Consider the following 16,895-nt stretch of genomic DNA (forward strand, 5'->3'; position numbering starts at 1 on the left):
TTCGTTCAGCTCAGGCAGTTTTGGCTCGGAAACGGTGTTTACAGTGACGGTGAACTCGGCGGTTTTGCCAGCCAGGTCCAGGTTCTGATAGTCCTCAGGGAAAGTCAGGTTCAGAACGCGTTCTTCGCCAGCTTTAGCACCTACCAGACCTTCTTCGAAGCCCGGGATCATGCGGCCGGAACCCAGCACCAGCTGAGTGCCCTTGGCGGAGCCGCCAGCGAATGCTTCGCCGTCAACCTTGCCAACGAAATCGATGTTCAGTTGGTCTTCGTTCTGGGCAGCGCGATCGGCCACTTCGAAACGGGTGTTCTGCTTGCGCAGGATGTCGAGCATCTTGTCCAGATCAGCGTCAGCCACGTCAGCGCTCAGGCGCTCAACGGTGATGCCTTCGAAGCCGGCAACGGTGAACTCAGGGAACACTTCGAATACAGCAACGTATTCCAGATCCTTGCCAGCTTCGAGCGACTTAGGCTCGATCGATGGCGAACCTGCCGGGTTCAGCTTTTGCTCAACCACTGCTTCATAGAAGGAGGACTGGATGACATCACCAACAGCTTCCTGACGAGCATCAGCACCGAAACGGCGCTTGATTTCGCTCATTGGCACTTTGCCTGGACGGAAGCCAGCAATCTTGGCCTTTTGGGCAGTCTGCTGCAGACGCTTGTTGACCTGAGTCTCGATGCGCTCTGCCGGCACGGTGACGCTCATGCGGCGCTCGAGAGCAGTAGTATTTTCAACAGAAACTTGCATGGATATTCCTCGTTGCACAGACGTTAGCCGGCCGTTTCCGACCCCAGAATCAAGGGCATGCATTCTAGTGGGTCAAACTCAAGAAGTCACCCTACTGAAAACGGGTAAAAAAACAGCGGGCAATTTATAGGGATAGATGCACAGATGCAGCGCGTCCCACAGGCGAATACAACCAATCACGCCAAGGCTCTGCGCCGACCTCTTCTATATATAGAAGGGACTGCCCATCACTCCTTGACGGCCGTTCTTGCAAGCAAGCCCGGCGAGCAGTGCAGCATCATCGAGCAACATAAATACGACGAAGCGCCCTGCCCCTGCGACCGAAAACCGGCAAGCGCCGGTTTTTGAAACCGCAAAAACAAAAAAGGCGCCAGACTGTTAAATCTGGCGCCTTTCGAAATATGGGGTGGACGATGGGGATCGAACCCACGACAACGGGAGTCACAATCCCGTGCTCTACCAACTGAGCTACGCCCACCATATAACGCTACTTGTGCCAAAGCTGCCTAATGGCGCACCCGGCAGGACTCGAACCTGCGACCATCCGCTTAGAAGGCGGATGCTCTATCCAGCTGAGCTACGGGCGCCTTATTAATCTGTACTCTTAAAGGACTACAAACTAAGTGCTTTCCAGTGTTGCAGAACGTTGATTCCGCCTCACCTTCTTAACCAGTGCTAGGCTGTGCCCGACAAGTGCGACGAATAGTATAGAGCGCTCCGAAGGTCGTCAAATCATTTTTGAAAAAAATTCATTTAATTAAAGGAGTTAGGGGAATTTGCTGACCAAGCGCCTTTGCCCTCACCGCTCGACATGCGAGAATGCGTTCTCTTTTTTTCCCCTCTCGATGGTTAATCACGCGCAATGACTGCACAACTAATCGACGGCAAATCGATCGCCGCCAGCCTGCGCCAGCAGATCGCCCAACGAGTTGCCGAGCGTCGCCAGCAAGGCCTGCGCACTCCCGGCCTCGCGGTGATCCTGGTCGGCAGCGATCCTGCCTCTCAGGTTTATGTCTCGCACAAGCGTAAAGACTGTGAAGAGGTCGGCTTCCTCTCTCAAGCCTACGACCTGCCCTCTGAAACCACTCAGCAGGCGCTGACCGATCTGATCGATCGTCTCAATGACGACCCGGCAATCGACGGCATCCTGCTTCAACTGCCGCTGCCCGAGCATCTGGACGCCTCCAAGCTGCTGGAGCGCATCCGCCCGGACAAAGACGTTGACGGTTTCCATCCTTATAACGTCGGTCGCCTGGCCCAGCGCATTCCGCTGCTACGCCCGTGCACGCCTAAAGGCATCATGACCTTGCTGGAAAGCACGGGTGCTGATCTTTATGGCATGGACGCCGTCGTTGTCGGCGCGTCCAACATCGTCGGTCGCCCGATGGCGATGGAGCTGCTGCTGGCCGGTTGCACCGTGACCGTGACCCACCGCTTCACCAAGGATCTGGCTGGCCACGTCGGCCGTGCTGACCTGGTGGTCGTGGCCGCCGGCAAGCCGGGGCTGGTCAAAGGCGAGTGGATCAAGGAAGGCGCGATCGTCATCGACGTTGGTATCAACCGTCAGGACGACGGCAAACTGGTCGGTGACGTTGTCTACGAAACCGCCCTGCCGCGCGCCGGCTGGATTACTCCGGTTCCGGGCGGTGTAGGCCCGATGACCCGCGCCTGCCTGCTGGAAAATACGCTTTATGCAGCGGAAACCCTGCACGCTTAAACCGTATTTTTCGCAGTACCGAAACCCCGCCCCGTGCGGGGTTTTTCATGCCTGAGAAAAAACACTAACCGTTCGCCGGAAACCCCTCTTTTTTCAGGCCTTTTCACGAGATTTTCAGGTCTTCCAAACAACCATCGACAGTTCTTCAGCCATACTCCTAAAATGCGCCGGTTTTAAGAAATAACCCGTTACAAACTAACGGAATATCCAACCTTTATGAGTTTGCCAGCGTGAAAATTCGTCTTTCGATTCTGAGCCTGTTTTTTGCTTTTACAGGCACATTCATCACGCCAACGATCAACGCTGCGGAAACCACCGCTGCCCCACGTGACGCTTCGACATTGAAGATCGCTTCCGGCAGCGCCCTGCTCATGGATATGCAGACCAACAAAGTCATCTACTCCAGCAACCCTGACGTGATCGTGCCGATCGCTTCCGTCAGTAAGCTGATGACTGGATTGGTAGTGGTTGAAGCCCGACAGAACATGGACGAATGGATCGATGTCGATATCAGCCACACGCCGGAAATGAAGGGCGTGTTTTCCCGAGTCAAACTCAAGAGTGAGCTGCCGCGCCGCGAGATGCTGCTGATTGCCCTGATGTCCTCGGAAAACCGTGCGGCCGCCAGCCTCGCGCATCACTACCCGGGTGGATATGTCGCTTTTATCGCGGCGATGAACGCCAAGGCCAGGGCACTGGGCATGACCAACACCCACTACGTCGAGCCGACCGGTCTGTCGGAGCGCAACGTTTCCACTGCCCGCGATCTGAGCAAGTTGCTGGTGGCCGCGAGCAAATATCCGATCCTCAGCGAACTCACCACCACCAAGGAAAAAACCGTCTCTTTCCGCAAACCCAATTACACCCTGGGTTTCCGCAATACCGATCACTTGGTCAATAAGGCCGACTGGGATATCAAGATCACCAAAACCGGCTTCACCAATCCCGCCGGCCATTGCCTGGTATTGGTGACGAAGATGGGCAACCGTCCGGTGGCGCTGGTGATTCTCGACGCGTTTGGCAAGTACACGCATTTTGCCGATGCCAGCCGCATTCGCAGCTGGATGGAAACCGGCAAGAGCGCCAGTGTTCCGGCGGTGGCTCAGCAATACAAAGCCGAGAAAAACCTCAAGGCGCGCCAGAGCGGCGTGGTTGAAGCGTCCAAGTAAATCGCAGCATAAGAAAAAGCCCCGAATCTTCGGGGCTTTTTTCGTCTGTGAATCAGTCGTTGGGCAGTGGCATCTTGTCGTCATCAGGAATGCCATCGCCCTTGCTCGGATCCGGCGCAAGCCCTGGTGCTACCAGAGGCCGAGCCAATGGATCGCGCATCGGACTGTCCGGGTCCAGCACCGGATCGACGCCCTCTTCCGGCGTGGTCGGCACACTATCGGGCTTTTGGTCATCGAAGCTTGAATCGGTACTCATACGCACCTCACCTCAAGGTTTGAGATCGGCTAACGGATCGTAGGGTTTGGACGGTTTCTTGTTGTCCTCACCGGGCTGTACATCCTTGGGCGCCTTGGCGGGCCCCACAGGATCGACTTGCGGATCATCGAGATCCGGGGAGTCCGGGTCGAATCCGAGATCATCGCCTGAGGAATGCTCGGAAGAATGCGGGCCTTGCGGAGATGGGGAATCTGTCATGTCGCCTCCTGATTCACCCGCGAACAACGGGCTATAAGCGTAGGAGGCTTGCCGGGCGCAGTCGTGCCCGGCAAATGACGAACGGAACGTCAGTGCGCAGCCAGCGCCTTGCGCGCCTGCGCCGCTTCCGGTTCCTGACCGGCACGGGACAACTCATCGGCCGCTTTCAGCCATCGCTGACTATCAACGGCTGCCGGGATCTGCGAGGGCTTCTGGATCAGGATGGCCCACCCGCCAGACTTTTCGAAAGCCGACTCGAAGGCACTGAACCCCATCAATTCGCGGCGATTCATACCGGCGCGCAGGAGCACTTTCTGTTTGTTGCGGTCGTAGCCGGAAAGGATTGCGTAACGCGGTTCGGCCCAGAATGCCGAGCCTTCGCTAAAGCGCACCATCACCGGATACCCGGCGGCGACCTGTGTCAGCAAGGCTGGCAGATTCTTGTCCAGCGGATAGACAACCATGCCGTATTCCCGGGCAAGGTTCTGCATGTTCTCTTGCAGCTTGTCTTCGGCACCGGGCAGGTGCAGTGGTTTCTCCAGCAGCCCCGGGGTGATCACGATCCCTTGCTGCGACAACAGGCTGGCGAGCACCTGCGGCCCGGACTGGTTGGCCTCACCCCTATAGAACGTGCCACTGAGCTCGACCCGCTCCGGCAGGCGCTTGACCTCTGGCGCCACACTGCCCGCACACCCGGCCAACACCGCCACGCAGCCAGCGACCAGCAACGCCGCACGCATTCGAGAAAATACCTGGACCATCGTCACTCTCTGTTCAGACACCGGTCATCGTGTTCCGGCAACGCCAGCGATCATAGGGCCGCGAACGGCTGCGGTATAGCTCTAAACCGTAGACGCATCGATTGCATAGAGCGAACTGATTGGTCACCACCGACCTTTGGTCAATAGCCTGAAACACGGCGTTGACTAGACTGTCACTGAAACAGAGCGAATTGAAAAGTGTGCGCCCGATGCAGGGCGAAGAGGAGGCACTGATGAGCCTGACCATGACCATCGTAATGTTGATTGCCGGCTGGCTGGCTGTTGCCGCCGCCATGCTTTGGGGGGTGTTGCGGATTGCGCGGCGTCATCACCCTCCGGTTCACACCACGCCCATTGAAAAAGTTGAAAAGCAACGCGTTCGCCACGCGACTGCGCACTGAAGCAAAAAGCCCCCCACCCTAGCCCTCTCCCAGAGGAAAAGGGAACTGACTGGGTTGCTCATCCGAAGTACATCGACCTGAAATATCGAGTCGAACTCAGGTTTGAAAACAACAAAAGATCGGCTCCCTCTCCCTCGGGAGAGGGCTGGGGTGAGGGGTTGGCTCCGATGCGCAGCACAACTCCTGAGCAAAAAAAAACCGCCTGAACTTCAATAGCTCAGGCGGTTTTTGCATTTTCAGCGTTTACACCTGCTCAGCCACTTTCTTCTGCCGAGCCCGGCGCGACATCATGTTCAACACTTCAATCGCCGCCGAGAACGCCATCGCGGCATACACATAACCTTTCGGTACGTGGGCACCGAAGCCTTCGGCGATCAGCGTCATGCCGATCATGATCAGGAAGCCCAGGGCCAGCATCACCACCGTCGGGTTGTCGTTGATGAACTTGGCCAGCGGGTCAGCCGCCAGCAACATCACCAGCACCGAGACCACCACCGCGATGATCATGATCGGCAAATGTTCGGTCATGCCGACCGCGGTAATGATGCTGTCGATCGAGAACACCATGTCGAGCATCAGGATCTGGCCGATAGCGGCCGCGAAGCCCAGGGTCACCGTCGACGTGGCCGACTTCGGATCTTCCGGTGCCGGGTCCATGCTGTGATGGATTTCTGTCGTTGCCTTCCACACCAGGAACAGACCACCGGCAATCAGGATCATGTCCTTCCAGGAGAAGGCCTGGCCAAGGATTTCGATCACCGGCGCAGTCAACTGCACGATGAATGCGATGGTGCTCAACAGCGCCAGTCGCAGGATCAACGCCATGCCAATACCGATGCGGCGCGCTTTCTGCCGGTGCTGTTCGGGCAGCTTGTTGGTCAGGATCGAGATAAAGATCAGGTTATCGATGCCGAGCACGATCTCCATCACCACCAGTGTGGCCAAAGCAACCCAGGCGGTGGGGCTGGCGGCGAGTTCTAACAGATATTCCATGGGTCAGTCCTGACTCTGTGTAAGACGAATTAGATGGTCTTGGAGGAAGATTCGGATTTTTCCGAGTCTTTTTCCGGGGTTTCTTTTTTCTCGATCAGCCCGCCGGTGGCATCGCTGAGCGCTTGTTCGGCAGCCTTGTGGGTGTCGTCGATGGCCTGTTTGGCACTTTCGGCGGCTTTGCCCATCAACTGCTGGGCGCTTTTTTCGGCCTGATCGCAACCGGTCAGAACCAGTAAAGACGTAAACAACAACGCTGGGAGTGTGTATTTCATGGGGCTTCCTTCGAATGAACAGACAGGGTCACAGACCGGCCGTCGATGGCTGGGCATTCTAGGGAGACAAACACTTCAGGAAAATTCGTATTTTCAGCGACTATACTTCGTTTTTTACGAATCCGCACACCAGGGACGCACCGATGCTCAATTACCGACAACTGCATTACTTCTGGGTGGTGGCCAAGACTGGCAGCATCGTGCGTGCCTGCGAGCAACTGAACCTGACACCGCAGACCATCAGCGGACAGATCTCCCTGCTCGAACAAACCTACGGCATCAATTTGTTTAAACGGGTGGGAAGACAACTCGAACTCACCGAAGCCGGGCGCCAGGCCCTGCCCTACGCCGAGCAGATGTTTCAGTTGGGCGGCGAACTGGAGTTGATGCTACGCGCCCAGCCCAACGAACAGCAGATCCTGTTCCGCGTCGGCGTCGCCGATGTGGTGCCAAAATCCATCGTTTATCGCCTGATCGCGCCGACCATGGAGCTGAACGAGCCGCTGCGCATCACCTGTCGCGAGGACAAACTCGAACGCTTGCTGGCGGATCTGGCAATTCAACGTCTCGATCTGGTGATCTCCGACAGTCCGATGCCGTCGCACCTCGACATCAAGGGCTACAGCCAGAAGCTCGGCGAGTGCGGGATCAGTTTCTTCGCCACCGCCGAACTCGCCGAGCGTTACGGGCAGGACTTTCCGCGCAGCCTGCACGGCGCGCCACTGTTGATTCCCGGGGCGGAAACCGTGGTGCGCAGCCGTTTACAGCGCTGGTTTGCCGAGCAGCAGATCCAGCCGCAAATCGTTGGGGAGTTCGATGACAGTGCCTTGATGCAGGCATTCGGCCAATCCGGCAGCGGGATTTTTATCGGCCCCAGCGTGATTGCCGATGAGGTGAGGCGCCAGTATGGCGTCGAGCTGATTGGCCAGACCGATGCCGTGACCGAGTCGTTTTACGCCATTTCGGTGGAGCGCAAGGTCAAGCACCCCGGCATCGTTGCGATTACCGAAGGTGCCCGACGCGAGCTGTTTACCGCGTTATGACGCCTCTGCGCACATTTCGCGCGGCTTGAGCGTCATCAAGACCATGGCGAGGAATACCGACAGCAGAATGAACCCGGCGGCAGCAAAGCCAAGGAAGCCTAGACCTGCGCTGTCGATGACCCGGCCACCGACCATGGCGCCCAGGCCAATCCCCAGATTGGCCCCGGCGATATTCAACGAGGCGGCAAAGGCTGGCGCTTCTGGCGCGGCTTTCATCAGACGCACATGGCTGACCAGGAACAGCGCCGCCTGGGTCACGCCCCAGATGCCCATCGCCACGGCCAGGCCCAACGGCGAATGAATGTTCGGCACCAGCGACACCATGCCGGCAATCATGAACGCACAGAACAACACCGACGCCCCCAGCGGATGGCGGTCCACGGCACGCCCGCCCAAGGAGTTGCCGATTAGCCCGACCGCGCCGAAGCCCATCAGGCACCAGCCGACCACCGTGCCGTTGAATCCGGCCAGGCGTTCAAGAATGTCGGCCAGATAGGTGTAAGCGGTAAACATGCCGCTGAACACCAGAATCGACAGCAGGATGTGGCCGATCATCAACGGACTGCGCAGGATCTTGAACTGTGAGCGGAAGCTGACCTGGTGCTGGTGCAGATCGGTTTTTGGCAGGTAGACAAACAACAACAGCGCCTTGGCAAACGCGATAACCGCGAGAATGCCGAAAGCACTGCGCCAGCCGAATGCGTCGGAAATCAGCGTGCCGACCGGAATGCCAAACACCGTGGCGCAGACAATGCCGAAGCCGATCTTGGCGATGGCGCGACCGGCATAGTCCGGGCCGACGATGTCCACCGCCGTTTCACTGGCAAGCGCCCAGAACACCGGCAGCCCCAGTGCCGGGATCAAGCGGGCAATCGCCATCACCCAAATGTTCGGCGCCAGCGCGGCCACGGTATTGGCCAGGCCGAACATGATCAGGATGGTGATAAACAGTTTGCGCCGTTCGAAGCGGGCGAAATACGCAGTCAAGAATGGGCCGAACATCGCCACGGTAAAAGCAAATAGAGTCACCAGCAGACCGGCCTGCGGGATCGTGACTTCAAGGTCGCGGGCAATCGACGGCAGCAGGCCGACGATGACGAACTCCGTGGTCAGCACCGTGAAGCCGGCGGCAGACAACAGAAGGATGGGCAACAGCATGGGGAACTCCAGCAAAACGACGACACCAGCGTTGACCGTAAGGCCCGCTGGCAGAACTTGAAAATGAGGATGGAGAATCTTAACAGAGTGTTTCGAGACTGACTTGCACAAACCTGCCGATCTTGAAGGTCAGTCGGGTGGCAGATCGTCACAGGCCTGAAGGATAAAGCCTACGCTGTGATAAAGTCCGCGCCCTGAAAAACGTACAGCCTATTCAGCGTCGTGTTTAAAAGCGCTGATGTCGCGTCAGACCTTTCGGCTCGTGACGGTGGCCTGCCCCTGATATTGCCACCGCTTTCGCGCAGCCTTGCACCCTATAAAAAATCAGAGATGCCGTTATGACCGCTTCTTCCCCTTCTCTATTGCACCGCCTCAAGAACCTGAGCCTGGTCACGCAGATCCTGATCGGTCTGATTGCCGGTATCGCCCTGGCGATGTTCGCCCCGGATGCGGCGAAAAGCACTGCATTTATCGGCAAGGTATTTGTCTCGGCGCTGAAAGCCGTGGCACCGATTCTGGTGTTCGTGCTGGTGATGGCCTCGATTGCCAATCACAAACACGGCCAGGAAACCCATATTCGGCCGATTCTGTTTCTGTATCTGCTGGGCACGTTCGCTGCGGCGGTAGTCGCGGTGGTTGCCAGCATGGCGTTTCCGTCGCACCTGGTGCTGTCGACCGACAATATTGCCGTGACCGCACCGGGGGGCATCGCCGAAGTGCTGCAAAGCCTGCTGCTGAGCGTGGTCGACAACCCGGTGACCGCGCTGATGAACGCCAACTTCATCGGCATTCTGGCGTGGGCGATCGGCATGGGGGTCGCGATCCGGCATGCCGGTGACACCACCCGCGAAGTGCTGGGTGACCTGTCCAATGGCGTGACCCTGATTGTACGCGTGGTGATTCGCTTCGCGCCGCTGGGCATTTTCGGCCTGGTCGCCTCGACCCTCGCCACCTCGGGCTTCGGCGCGCTGATCGGTTACGCGCATCTGCTGGCCGTGCTGCTCGGCTGCATGCTGTTCGTGGCGCTGGTGATGAACCCGATGATCGTGTTCTGGAAACTGCGTCGCAACCCCTACCCGCTGACCCTCCAGTGCCTGCGCGAAAGCGGCATCACCGCGTTCTTCACCCGCAGTTCGGCGGCGAACATTCCGGTCAACCTGGAATTGAGCAAGCGTCTGGGCCTGCATGAAGATACGTACTCGGTGTCGATCCCGCTGGGCGCGACCATCAACATGGCCGGTGCGGCGATTACTATCACTGTGCTGACCCTGGCGGCCGTGCACACGTTGGGCATTGCCGTGGATATCCCGACCGCAATCCTGCTCAGCGTCGTAGCGGCGATCTGCGCGTGCGGTGCGTCGGGCGTAGCCGGTGGTTCGCTGCTGCTGATCCCGCTGGCGTGCAGCCTGTTCGGTATTCCGAGCGAGATCGCCATGCAGGTGGTCGCGGTTGGTTTCATTATTGGGGTGTTGCAGGATTCGGCGGAGACGGCGTTGAATTCGTCGACTGATGTTTTGTTTACCGCAGCAGCCTGTCTGGGTGAGGAAGAGAAGGCCCAACGCGCCGCGTAATAATCGCTGCAATGAAAAGCCCGCCGAGGTGTGAACCTGGGCGGGCTTTTTTGTGGCTGAGATCTTTACCCCCTCACCCCAACCCTCTCCCCCAAGGGGGCGAGGGGGAAAGGGAGCTGATCGGGGGCTGTTCAGATTCTGAGTTCGACTCGATGGATCAGGTCGATGCAGGACGCAAGAACACAGCGATCAGTCCCCTCTCCCTCCGGGAGAGGGTTAGGCGGGCGGCGTTCCGATTAGGGGCTCTTCAGCGATTTAGAACGCGCCCATGTAATCACGCTTGCCCACTTCAACACCGTTATGGCGCAGCAGCGCGTAGGTGGTGGTGACGTGGAAGAAGAACTGCGGCAGACCGTAAGTCAGCAGGTAAGCCTGGCCGCTGAAGCGCTTCTCTTTCGGCGTGCCCGGGCGGGTGACGATTTCGATACCTTCCTTGCCATTGATCTGCTCAGGCTTGATCTCGCCGATGTAGGCGAGAACCTTGGCAATCAGCGCTTGCAGCTCGGCGAAAGTGGTTTCAGTGTCGTCGTACTTCGGCACTTCGACTTCAGCCAGACGCGAGGAAACGCCCTTGGCGAAGTCGACCGCGATCTGTACCTGACGCACCAGCGGGAACATGTCCGGGTACAGGCGTGCTTGCAGGAAGGCGTTCGGGTCGATGTTTTTCTCGGTGGCGTGGGCTTCAGCCTTTTTCAGCACATCGCTCAGGGCGTTGAGCATTTGTTGAAAAACCGGGACGGATGCGGCGTACAGGGAAATGGTCATGGCAGTCTCGTGTAGTGGCTGGGTGGATCGTGGGGGCGATTATAGCCATGCTTGATGACCACACGGCTTGCCTTTTGTTTGGCAAGGATTAGGCTAAGCGCCTTCGACTGCAAAGGGAACGCGCGATGACCACCGAACAAGAATCCACCTTTGACGAGCCACGGCTCAACGCCACGGAAATCCGTATTCTGGGTTCGCTGATCGAGAAACAGGCGACCAGCCCGGAAACCTATCCGCTGACCCTCAACGCGCTGGTAACGGCCTGCAATCAGAAAACCAGCCGCGAACCGGTGATGAACCTCACCCAGGGCCAGGTCGGCCAGAGCCTGCGCGCCCTCGAAGGGCGTGGTTTCGCCAAACTGGTCATGGGCAGCCGCGCCGACCGCTGGGAGCACAAGGTCGACAAGGCGCTGGAACTGGTGCCGGCACAGGTGATTCTGAGTGGCTTGATGTTTCTACGCGGCCCGCAAACCATCAACGAATTACTGACCCGCAGCGGACGCATGCATGATTTTGAAGATGCCGAGCAGGTGGTGCATCAGCTGGAGCGCTTGATTGCGCGCGGGCTGGCGGTGTTGATTCCGCGTCAGGCGGGGCAGCGCGAGGATCGCTATACCCATGCGCTGGGTGATCCGGCGGATATCGAGGCGATTCTGGCGGCTCGGCAGAATCCGGGGGAACGTGCGAGCGGCGGTGTTTCGGTGGAACGAATCGAAGAGCTGGAAGCGCGGATTGCAGCGCTGGAAGAACGCCTGGCGCGCCTCGAATAACCACCACAAATCCAAGGTAGGAGTGAGCCTGCTCGCGATAGCGGAATGTCATCCAAAGATGATGTGACTGACACGACGCCATCGCGAGCAGGCTCACTCCTACAGGGGATCTACGTTTTATTCCCCATCCCAGTAATCAACGCCATCCGCCTGCCGTGCCACGGCGACAAAGCCTGAGGTGTTGCCCTCGGCATCGACACTGAAGTTGTCCATCACTGCGTACTTGTTCGAATCCGGGTATTCACAGATGTCCGGTTGCTGCTGGGTGCTGACTGCCAGATAACGTAATTCAGTCTGGCTGGTATTGATGATCTGATGCGCCTTTTCCGGGCCACCCGCCGGGCAAGCGATCACGTCTCCGGCGCGGATCGGGAAGCGCTCGGCGCCGAGGCGCACCTCGCCCTCCCCGGCCACCACGTAAAACATCTCTTCATTGACCCGATGACTGTGAAACGGGCTGCCGCGCATGCCCGGCGGCAACGCATACAAACGATAACCGAGCTTCTGCGCACCGAGTTGCTGACCGATTCGGGCCATGCGCTGCTGGTAGCGCCCGGCGGTTTCGCCTTCTGGCGCCAGGGCTGCGGGAAGCGGTTCGAGTTCGACCTGATGCAGGTTGAGGATGGGCGGATGCATGCTGACCTCGGTTTTTTTGTGGGTGGGCAAGTCTGTGCTTGCTGGGAGATTCAGTGTAGGCAACCGATAAACCGCGGTGACTTCATCGCTGGCAAGCCAGCTCCCACAGGTATCGGGGTGGAATACAAATATGTGAACAGTCCCCGGCATTGTGAGAGCTGGCTTGCCAGCTCTCACAGGTATCGGGGTGGAATACAAGTATGTGAACAGTCCCCGGCATTGTGGAGCTGGCTTGCCAGCTCTCACAGGTATCGGGGTGGAATACAAGTATGTGAACAGTCCTCGGCATTGTGGGAGCTGGCTTGCCAGCGATGGGGCCCGCTCGTTCACCACAGAATCTGCAGCATCAGCTACGTGCGAAATTCACCGCTGCCTGAAACTGCTCCTCGGTCGGCCGCACACCGGTGTACAACACAAACTGCTCCAGCGCCTGGATCGCAATCACCTCAAGTCCGGTAATCACCCGCTTGCCTTCGGCCCGACCACGCACGATCAACGGTGTTTCCGACGGAATCGCTACCACATCGAACACCGTCTCTGCGGCCGCGATCACCTCAGGCTCAAACGCCAACTGCCCCGCTTCCGGGCCGCCATCCATACCAACCGGGGTAACGTTGATCAGCATCTGCACACGTTCATCGCCCAGTTCAGCCTGCCAGCGATAGCCCAGCGAGTCCGCCAGCGCACGCCCGGCGTGCTCGTTGCGGGCGATGATCAAACCGTTTTTATAGCCACCATCGCGCAAGGCACTGGCCACCGCTTTGGCCATGCCGCCGCTGCCGCGCAGAGCGAAAGTCGATGTCTTGGGCACCGCATGGGTTTCCAGCAACTGCGCGACGGCGATGTAATCGGTGTTGTAGGCCTTGAGATGGCCCTTTGTGTTGACGATGGTGTTGATCGACTGGATCGCCGCCGCCGAGGCATCCAGCTCATCGACCAGCGCGATGCAGGCTTCCTTGAACGGCATCGACACACCGCAGCCACGAATGCCCAACGCCCGAATTCCGCCGACTGCGCCGGTCAGGTCCTGGCTGCTGAAGGCCTTGTAGTAGAAATTCAGGCCCAACTGCTCATACAAATGGTTATGAAAACGCAGACCAAAATTCCCGGGACGTCCCGACAGGGACATGCACAGCTGGGTGTCTTTGTTCGGATTCATCTGCATGAAACTTCTCCTTCAAACGCACTTTCGGATGGACGGGATTAGCCAGCCCATCGGGTTCTGAACGATCATAGCGGCCTGTCTGCACGGTGCTGAGCGGCCATGGCATGGCCCGGTAAAGAAGCCGGTACAGACCTTACACAAAATTTACTCAGTGACCGTGCTGTTTTTCAAAATGTTGCTGTCTTAGAAGTATCCCCGCGACAACTGTGGGCCTGGTGCAGGCCCGGACGCCGGGTCGAAGAACCGAGGATTTATCATGATTCGTAAACTCCCCATTATGGCCTTACTGATTGGCGCACTCGCGGTCACAGGCCAGGCAGAAGCCGGTGGTGGCCATGGCTGGCAAGGCCCTGCGGTGTTTGGTGCGATCGTCGGCTCGGCCATCATCGGCTCGGCGCTGATCAACCAGGACCGGCCGGTGTACGTGCAGCAACAGCCGGTTTACGTTCAGCCACAACCGGTCTACGTGCAGCAACCGCCTCCACCGGTCTACTACCAGCCAGCCCCGGTTTATGTGCAACAACCGGTGTATGTGCAACCGGCCCCGGTTTACTACGGCCCTCCGCGTGGTTACTACGGCCATCCGCACGGCTACTACGGCGGCCCACGCTGGTAATCGAAAACAAAGCCCCGCTTTTATAGCGGGGCTTTTTTATGACCGTCGGTCGGCCAACGTCTGAAAAAATCTCGCAAAGGTCGCTGTGAGGACAGTTTCAACCGTTAAAGTCGGCATGATTGAGTCGACCGTTCGCATCTTTCGCTTGAAATGGTCATTTTTTTGTCATGACGGAACCGCACTCTGAATCCGTCCGTAAACAACAGGTTGATAACAACAAGGACGACTCCATGCCTACACAAAATCCGCACCGCATCGTCGGCTTGTGCACCTCCAGCAAGGTGTACAACGTTTTGACCGAGCTCAAGCACCTGGAAGGTCACCGCTGCGCCAAGTTACTTTCGCTGCTGGCGGAAAATCTGGTGCACAAGGGCCTGCTCAATGAGCACGAAGTGGTGCACATGCTTGACCAGGTTGTCGATTGAAACAGCCCTCACTGTTATCAATGACCACTATCGAAAGCGTTGATTGTCCCTGAGAACGGCGAGTCCCTAAGGTAGCCCCATCGTTTGATGGAGGTACGCGTCATGGCTCAGGTTCAAATCATGTCAGTGATCGGCAGCGCCGTTCCCGCACCACTCAGAGAGCTGGGATTGCTCGCCTGTTGGTACGTAGTGCGTGACGGCGAGGCGATCAGCGGCCCGTTGACTTCCTTGCCGGCCGCCCAAGCCCTGTCGCAAAAGATCGTCGGCAGCGCGTTTCACGCCTAAGGCAGCTGGACTTTGGGTTTTGTCTCGATGAACAAGGCCCAGCTCGACATGAACAGCGCGGCAATCAACGGCCCGATGACAAAGCCGTTCAAGCCGAACACCGCCAGCCCGCCCAAGGTCGAGATCAGAATCAGGTAATCAGGCATGCGCGTGTCCTTGCCCACCAGAATCGGGCGCAGCACGTTGTCCACCAAACCGATCACGAACACCCCGAACAAGCCCAGCACCACGCCCTGCCAGATCATCCCGCTGAGCAGGAAGTACACCGCCACCGGCGCCCAGACAATCCCCGCCCCCACCGCTGGCAACAGCGACAGAAACGCCATCAACACCGCCCAGAGCAATGCGCTGGGGATATCGAGAAACCAGAAAATCGCCCCACCCAGTGCGCCTTGCGTGATCGCCACGACCAGGTTGCCCTTGACCGTCGCCCGCACCACCCGGTTGAACTTCAGTTGCAGGCGACGTTTGTGATGCTCTTCCAACGGCACCGCGATGCGTATCTTGCGCACCAGCTCCGCGCCATCGCGCAGAAAGAAAAACAGCAGATACAGCATGATGAAAAAGCTCACCACAAACTCGAACGTGCCCTGGCCAAAACTGAACGCCTGACTCGCCAGCACCTGGCTGCCCTGCATCGCTGCTTTGACGATTTTCTCGCGCACGCCGTTGAGTTCGCCCATGCCGAAGCGGTCGAGCAGATTCTGGAAGTAATGCGGCAGGCTGTGTTTGAACTGCGCCAGATACGCCGCGATATCAAGTTTGCCGCTTTCAATATTGCTGTAGAGCGTCGCGCCTTCCTGCACCAGCAGCACACTGAGAATGATCACCGGCAAAATCGCAATCACCAGGCAGATGCTCAACGTACACAGCGAAGTCAGGTTGCGTTGCCAGCCGAATTTCATCTGCAAGCGGCGTTGCATCGGCGCAAACAGAATGCCGAGGATTACCGCCCAGAACACCGCACCGTAAAACGGCAGCAGAATCCAGATGAAGGCCACCGTGACCAGCACCAGCAGCACGGTCAGGGATTTGAATTGAAGACTTTTTACGTTCATGTCCGGTCCATGTCAGTCAGGCGTCATGCACGCCCCGGTTGTTAGTCAGCCGGAGCGTGCACGAGTGCCATCTTTATTCATGGAGCATAGTTGCGGATCAGCGCAGGCTGATTAGCGAACCGGCAGTTTGATGATCTGCGCGGTGCTCAGCACGTCACCAAAGGTGTCTTCGACTTCCGCCAGCGCCGCGTTGTGCAGTGAATCCTTGTCGATGGAAGCACCATTGGCACGAGTGATTGCGCGGGTCGCCGAGGCATCCGACGCGACGATCACGTTGTAACCCAGCGGCGCGGCATCACGCGCGGCACCGGCGACGCAGGCGTGGGTCATCAGGCCGGCGATGATTACGGTTTCAATTCCGGATTTCTTCAGGCCCTCGTTGAGATCGGTGCTGCCGAACACGCTGACCGTGGTCTTTTGCAGCACAACATCGTTGGCGCGTGGCTGCATGTCCTTATGAAACTTCACCGTTTCGCCATCGATCGCAAACACCGCCGAACCGGCCGGGGCGACATGCTGAACGTGGTAGACCGGGATCTTGTGGCGATCAGCGAAGGCAATCAGCTCGCGGGTTTTCGCCAGTGCGGCGGCACCGTCGGGGATTGGCATCTTGCCGGTGAAGTATTCGTTCTGGAAATCGATCACCAACAGTGCGGATTTACCCGCCGGCAAATGATCGGTCGGCGTGGCGCCGGACATCGCCCGGATGGTCGGCTGGCTGTTCGCCACAGCGGCGGCGCTGGCCAACACACCGGAAAATGCACAAGCGGCAAGAAAACGACGGGTAAAACGTTGCATGGGACTTCCTTTTGCTATCGAGTGGGTGGGCAAAGGTTAGCGCGCATCGCCCCATCGAACACAGCGC

The 16,895-nt window shown here is 58.2% G+C and carries 21 protein-coding genes and 2 tRNA genes; 9 read left to right on the plus strand and 14 right to left on the minus strand.

What is annotated here, in order from left to right:
* The 3 genes from tig to ACIONG_RS08115 all read right to left on the minus strand — a co-directional run.
* On the minus strand, nt 1-750 hold a 750-nt coding region (gene tig / locus ACIONG_RS08105; protein ID WP_401298031.1), incomplete at its 3' end, for a trigger factor.
* A gap of 402 nt (nt 751-1,152) precedes the next feature.
* Nucleotides 1,153-1,228 (minus strand) — tRNA-His (locus ACIONG_RS08110).
* 32 nt (nt 1,229-1,260) lie between these two features.
* Nucleotides 1,261-1,337 (minus strand) — tRNA-Arg (locus ACIONG_RS08115).
* A 275-nt stretch (nt 1,338-1,612) separates the two neighbouring features.
* Here ACIONG_RS08115 and folD point away from each other — a divergent pair.
* Together folD and pbpG are read left to right on the plus strand one after the other, a co-directional pair.
* Nucleotides 1,613-2,467, plus strand: a complete 855-nt coding sequence (folD, locus tag ACIONG_RS08120) for a bifunctional methylenetetrahydrofolate dehydrogenase/methenyltetrahydrofolate cyclohydrolase FolD (protein ID WP_064389226.1) — start codon at nt 1,613-1,615, stop codon at nt 2,465-2,467.
* Between the two features lie 230 nt (nt 2,468-2,697).
* A complete protein-coding gene (gene pbpG / locus ACIONG_RS08125) occupies nt 2,698-3,636 on the plus strand; it encodes a D-alanyl-D-alanine endopeptidase (RefSeq protein ID WP_103305229.1) in 939 nt (312 codons plus the stop codon).
* 52 nt (nt 3,637-3,688) lie between these two features.
* Here pbpG and ACIONG_RS08130 read toward each other — a convergent pair whose 3' ends face one another.
* The 3 genes from ACIONG_RS08130 to ACIONG_RS08140 all read right to left on the minus strand — a co-directional run bounded on the left by ACIONG_RS08130 (nt 3,689) and on the right by ACIONG_RS08140 (nt 4,872).
* Nucleotides 3,689-3,892 (minus strand): hypothetical protein, encoded by a 204-nt coding sequence (locus ACIONG_RS08130; protein WP_103305228.1) that lies wholly within the window; start codon nt 3,890-3,892, stop codon nt 3,689-3,691.
* A gap of 12 nt (nt 3,893-3,904) precedes the next feature.
* Nucleotides 3,905-4,111 (minus strand): DUF6021 family protein, encoded by a 207-nt coding sequence (locus ACIONG_RS08135; RefSeq protein WP_103305227.1) that lies wholly within the window; start codon nt 4,109-4,111, stop codon nt 3,905-3,907.
* A gap of 89 nt (nt 4,112-4,200) precedes the next feature.
* Complete coding sequence (locus tag ACIONG_RS08140) at nt 4,201-4,872, minus strand: peptidase C39 family protein (protein ID WP_103305226.1); 672 nt, start codon at nt 4,870-4,872, stop codon at nt 4,201-4,203.
* Nucleotides 4,873-5,105: 233 nt separating this feature from the next.
* Between ACIONG_RS08140 and ACIONG_RS08145 the strand changes: the two genes are divergently transcribed.
* Nucleotides 5,106-5,273 (plus strand): hypothetical protein, encoded by a 168-nt coding sequence (locus ACIONG_RS08145; protein ID WP_177431430.1) that lies wholly within the window; start codon nt 5,106-5,108, stop codon nt 5,271-5,273.
* Between the two features lie 243 nt (nt 5,274-5,516).
* Here ACIONG_RS08145 and ACIONG_RS08150 read toward each other — a convergent pair whose 3' ends face one another.
* Entirely contained in the window at nt 5,517-6,266 is a 750-nt protein-coding gene (locus ACIONG_RS08150) for a TerC family protein (RefSeq protein WP_103305225.1), read from the minus strand.
* Between the two features lie 29 nt (nt 6,267-6,295).
* On the minus strand, nt 6,296-6,538 hold the full coding sequence (locus ACIONG_RS08155; protein ID WP_103305224.1) for a hypothetical protein: 243 nt from the start codon (nt 6,536-6,538) through the stop codon (nt 6,296-6,298).
* Nucleotides 6,539-6,681: 143 nt separating this feature from the next.
* Between ACIONG_RS08155 and nhaR the strand changes: the two genes are divergently transcribed.
* Nucleotides 6,682-7,581, plus strand: coding sequence for a transcriptional activator NhaR (gene nhaR / locus ACIONG_RS08160; RefSeq protein ID WP_401298037.1), 900 nt, complete (start codon nt 6,682-6,684; stop codon nt 7,579-7,581).
* Here nhaR and ACIONG_RS08165 read toward each other — a convergent pair.
* Complete coding sequence (locus ACIONG_RS08165) at nt 7,576-8,739, minus strand: MFS transporter (RefSeq protein WP_103305222.1); 1,164 nt, start codon at nt 8,737-8,739, stop codon at nt 7,576-7,578. The genes nhaR and ACIONG_RS08165 overlap by 6 nt on opposite strands.
* 338 nt (nt 8,740-9,077) lie before the next feature.
* Between ACIONG_RS08165 and sstT the strand changes: the two genes are divergently transcribed.
* Nucleotides 9,078-10,310, plus strand: a complete 1,233-nt coding sequence (sstT, locus tag ACIONG_RS08170) for a serine/threonine transporter SstT (RefSeq protein ID WP_103305221.1) — start codon at nt 9,078-9,080, stop codon at nt 10,308-10,310.
* Nucleotides 10,311-10,565: 255 nt separating this feature from the next.
* Here sstT and ACIONG_RS08175 read toward each other — a convergent pair whose 3' ends face one another.
* On the minus strand, nt 10,566-11,075 hold the full coding sequence (locus tag ACIONG_RS08175) for a DUF1993 family protein (RefSeq protein WP_123529389.1): 510 nt from the start codon (nt 11,073-11,075) through the stop codon (nt 10,566-10,568).
* Between the two features lie 125 nt (nt 11,076-11,200).
* On the opposite strand from ACIONG_RS08175, the gene ACIONG_RS08180 reads away from it, so the two are divergent.
* Complete coding sequence (locus ACIONG_RS08180) at nt 11,201-11,845, plus strand: YceH family protein (RefSeq protein ID WP_103306619.1); 645 nt, start codon at nt 11,201-11,203, stop codon at nt 11,843-11,845.
* 117 nt (nt 11,846-11,962) lie between these two features.
* Here ACIONG_RS08180 and ACIONG_RS08185 read toward each other — a convergent pair whose 3' ends face one another.
* Entirely contained in the window at nt 11,963-12,481 is a 519-nt protein-coding gene (locus ACIONG_RS08185) for a cupin domain-containing protein (RefSeq protein ID WP_401298042.1), read from the minus strand.
* Nucleotides 12,482-12,827: 346 nt separating this feature from the next.
* Nucleotides 12,828-13,646 carry a shikimate 5-dehydrogenase gene (locus ACIONG_RS08190; protein WP_401298045.1) on the minus strand — a complete coding sequence of 273 codons (819 nt, stop codon included), beginning with the start codon at nt 13,644-13,646 and terminating at the stop codon, nt 12,828-12,830.
* Between the two features lie 256 nt (nt 13,647-13,902).
* Between ACIONG_RS08190 and ACIONG_RS08195 the strand changes: the two genes are divergently transcribed.
* The 3 genes from ACIONG_RS08195 (at nt 13,903) to ACIONG_RS08205 (ending at nt 14,972) form a co-directional block, all read left to right on the plus strand.
* Nucleotides 13,903-14,262, plus strand: coding sequence for a hypothetical protein (locus tag ACIONG_RS08195; protein WP_212809588.1), 360 nt, complete (start codon nt 13,903-13,905; stop codon nt 14,260-14,262).
* A 230-nt stretch (nt 14,263-14,492) separates the two neighbouring features.
* A complete protein-coding gene (locus ACIONG_RS08200; protein ID WP_103306624.1) occupies nt 14,493-14,687 on the plus strand; it encodes a hypothetical protein in 195 nt (64 codons plus the stop codon).
* Nucleotides 14,688-14,789: 102 nt separating this feature from the next.
* Nucleotides 14,790-14,972, plus strand: a complete 183-nt coding sequence (locus tag ACIONG_RS08205) for a hypothetical protein (protein WP_103306625.1) — start codon at nt 14,790-14,792, stop codon at nt 14,970-14,972.
* Here the strand turns inward: ACIONG_RS08205 and ACIONG_RS08210 are convergent.
* Nucleotides 14,969-16,030: an AI-2E family transporter gene (locus ACIONG_RS08210; protein ID WP_103306626.1), complete on the minus strand. Its 1,062-nt coding sequence runs from the start codon at nt 16,028-16,030 to the stop codon at nt 14,969-14,971. The two genes, ACIONG_RS08205 and ACIONG_RS08210, sit on opposite strands and share 4 nt — an antisense overlap.
* A gap of 111 nt (nt 16,031-16,141) precedes the next feature.
* Nucleotides 16,142-16,828, minus strand: a complete 687-nt coding sequence (locus ACIONG_RS08215) for a cysteine hydrolase family protein (protein WP_401298051.1) — start codon at nt 16,826-16,828, stop codon at nt 16,142-16,144.
* Between the last annotated feature and the right edge of the window lie 67 nt (nt 16,829-16,895).

The organism is Pseudomonas sp. NPDC087817 (genome assembly GCF_044742875.1).
In the GTDB taxonomy this organism is placed as follows: Bacteria; Pseudomonadota; Gammaproteobacteria; order Pseudomonadales; family Pseudomonadaceae; genus Aquipseudomonas.

Coding starts and splice junctions, on each gene's coding strand:
- folD (WP_064389226.1), top strand. CDS start 1,613: ATGACTGCACAACTAATCGACGGCAAATCGATCGCCGCCAGCCTGCGC.
- ACIONG_RS08130 (WP_103305228.1), bottom strand. CDS start 3,892: ATGAGTACCGATTCAAGCTTCGATGACCAAAAGCCCGATAGTGTGCCG.
- ACIONG_RS08135 (WP_103305227.1), bottom strand. CDS start 4,111: ATGACAGATTCCCCATCTCCGCAAGGCCCGCATTCTTCCGAGCATTCC.
- ACIONG_RS08140 (WP_103305226.1), bottom strand. CDS start 4,872: ATGGTCCAGGTATTTTCTCGAATGCGTGCGGCGTTGCTGGTCGCTGGC.
- ACIONG_RS08145 (WP_177431430.1), top strand. CDS start 5,106: ATGAGCCTGACCATGACCATCGTAATGTTGATTGCCGGCTGGCTGGCT.
- ACIONG_RS08150 (WP_103305225.1), bottom strand. CDS start 6,266: ATGGAATATCTGTTAGAACTCGCCGCCAGCCCCACCGCCTGGGTTGCT.
- ACIONG_RS08155 (WP_103305224.1), bottom strand. CDS start 6,538: ATGAAATACACACTCCCAGCGTTGTTGTTTACGTCTTTACTGGTTCTG.
- nhaR (WP_401298037.1), top strand. CDS start 6,682: ATGCTCAATTACCGACAACTGCATTACTTCTGGGTGGTGGCCAAGACT.
- ACIONG_RS08165 (WP_103305222.1), bottom strand. CDS start 8,739: ATGCTGTTGCCCATCCTTCTGTTGTCTGCCGCCGGCTTCACGGTGCTG.
- sstT (WP_103305221.1), top strand. CDS start 9,078: ATGACCGCTTCTTCCCCTTCTCTATTGCACCGCCTCAAGAACCTGAGC.
- ACIONG_RS08175 (WP_123529389.1), bottom strand. CDS start 11,075: ATGACCATTTCCCTGTACGCCGCATCCGTCCCGGTTTTTCAACAAATG.
- ACIONG_RS08180 (WP_103306619.1), top strand. CDS start 11,201: ATGACCACCGAACAAGAATCCACCTTTGACGAGCCACGGCTCAACGCC.
- ACIONG_RS08185 (WP_401298042.1), bottom strand. CDS start 12,481: ATGCATCCGCCCATCCTCAACCTGCATCAGGTCGAACTCGAACCGCTT.
- ACIONG_RS08190 (WP_401298045.1), bottom strand. CDS start 13,646: ATGCAGATGAATCCGAACAAAGACACCCAGCTGTGCATGTCCCTGTCG.
- ACIONG_RS08195 (WP_212809588.1), top strand. CDS start 13,903: ATGATTCGTAAACTCCCCATTATGGCCTTACTGATTGGCGCACTCGCG.
- ACIONG_RS08200 (WP_103306624.1), top strand. CDS start 14,493: ATGCCTACACAAAATCCGCACCGCATCGTCGGCTTGTGCACCTCCAGC.
- ACIONG_RS08205 (WP_103306625.1), top strand. CDS start 14,790: ATGGCTCAGGTTCAAATCATGTCAGTGATCGGCAGCGCCGTTCCCGCA.
- ACIONG_RS08210 (WP_103306626.1), bottom strand. CDS start 16,030: ATGAACGTAAAAAGTCTTCAATTCAAATCCCTGACCGTGCTGCTGGTG.
- ACIONG_RS08215 (WP_401298051.1), bottom strand. CDS start 16,828: ATGCAACGTTTTACCCGTCGTTTTCTTGCCGCTTGTGCATTTTCCGGT.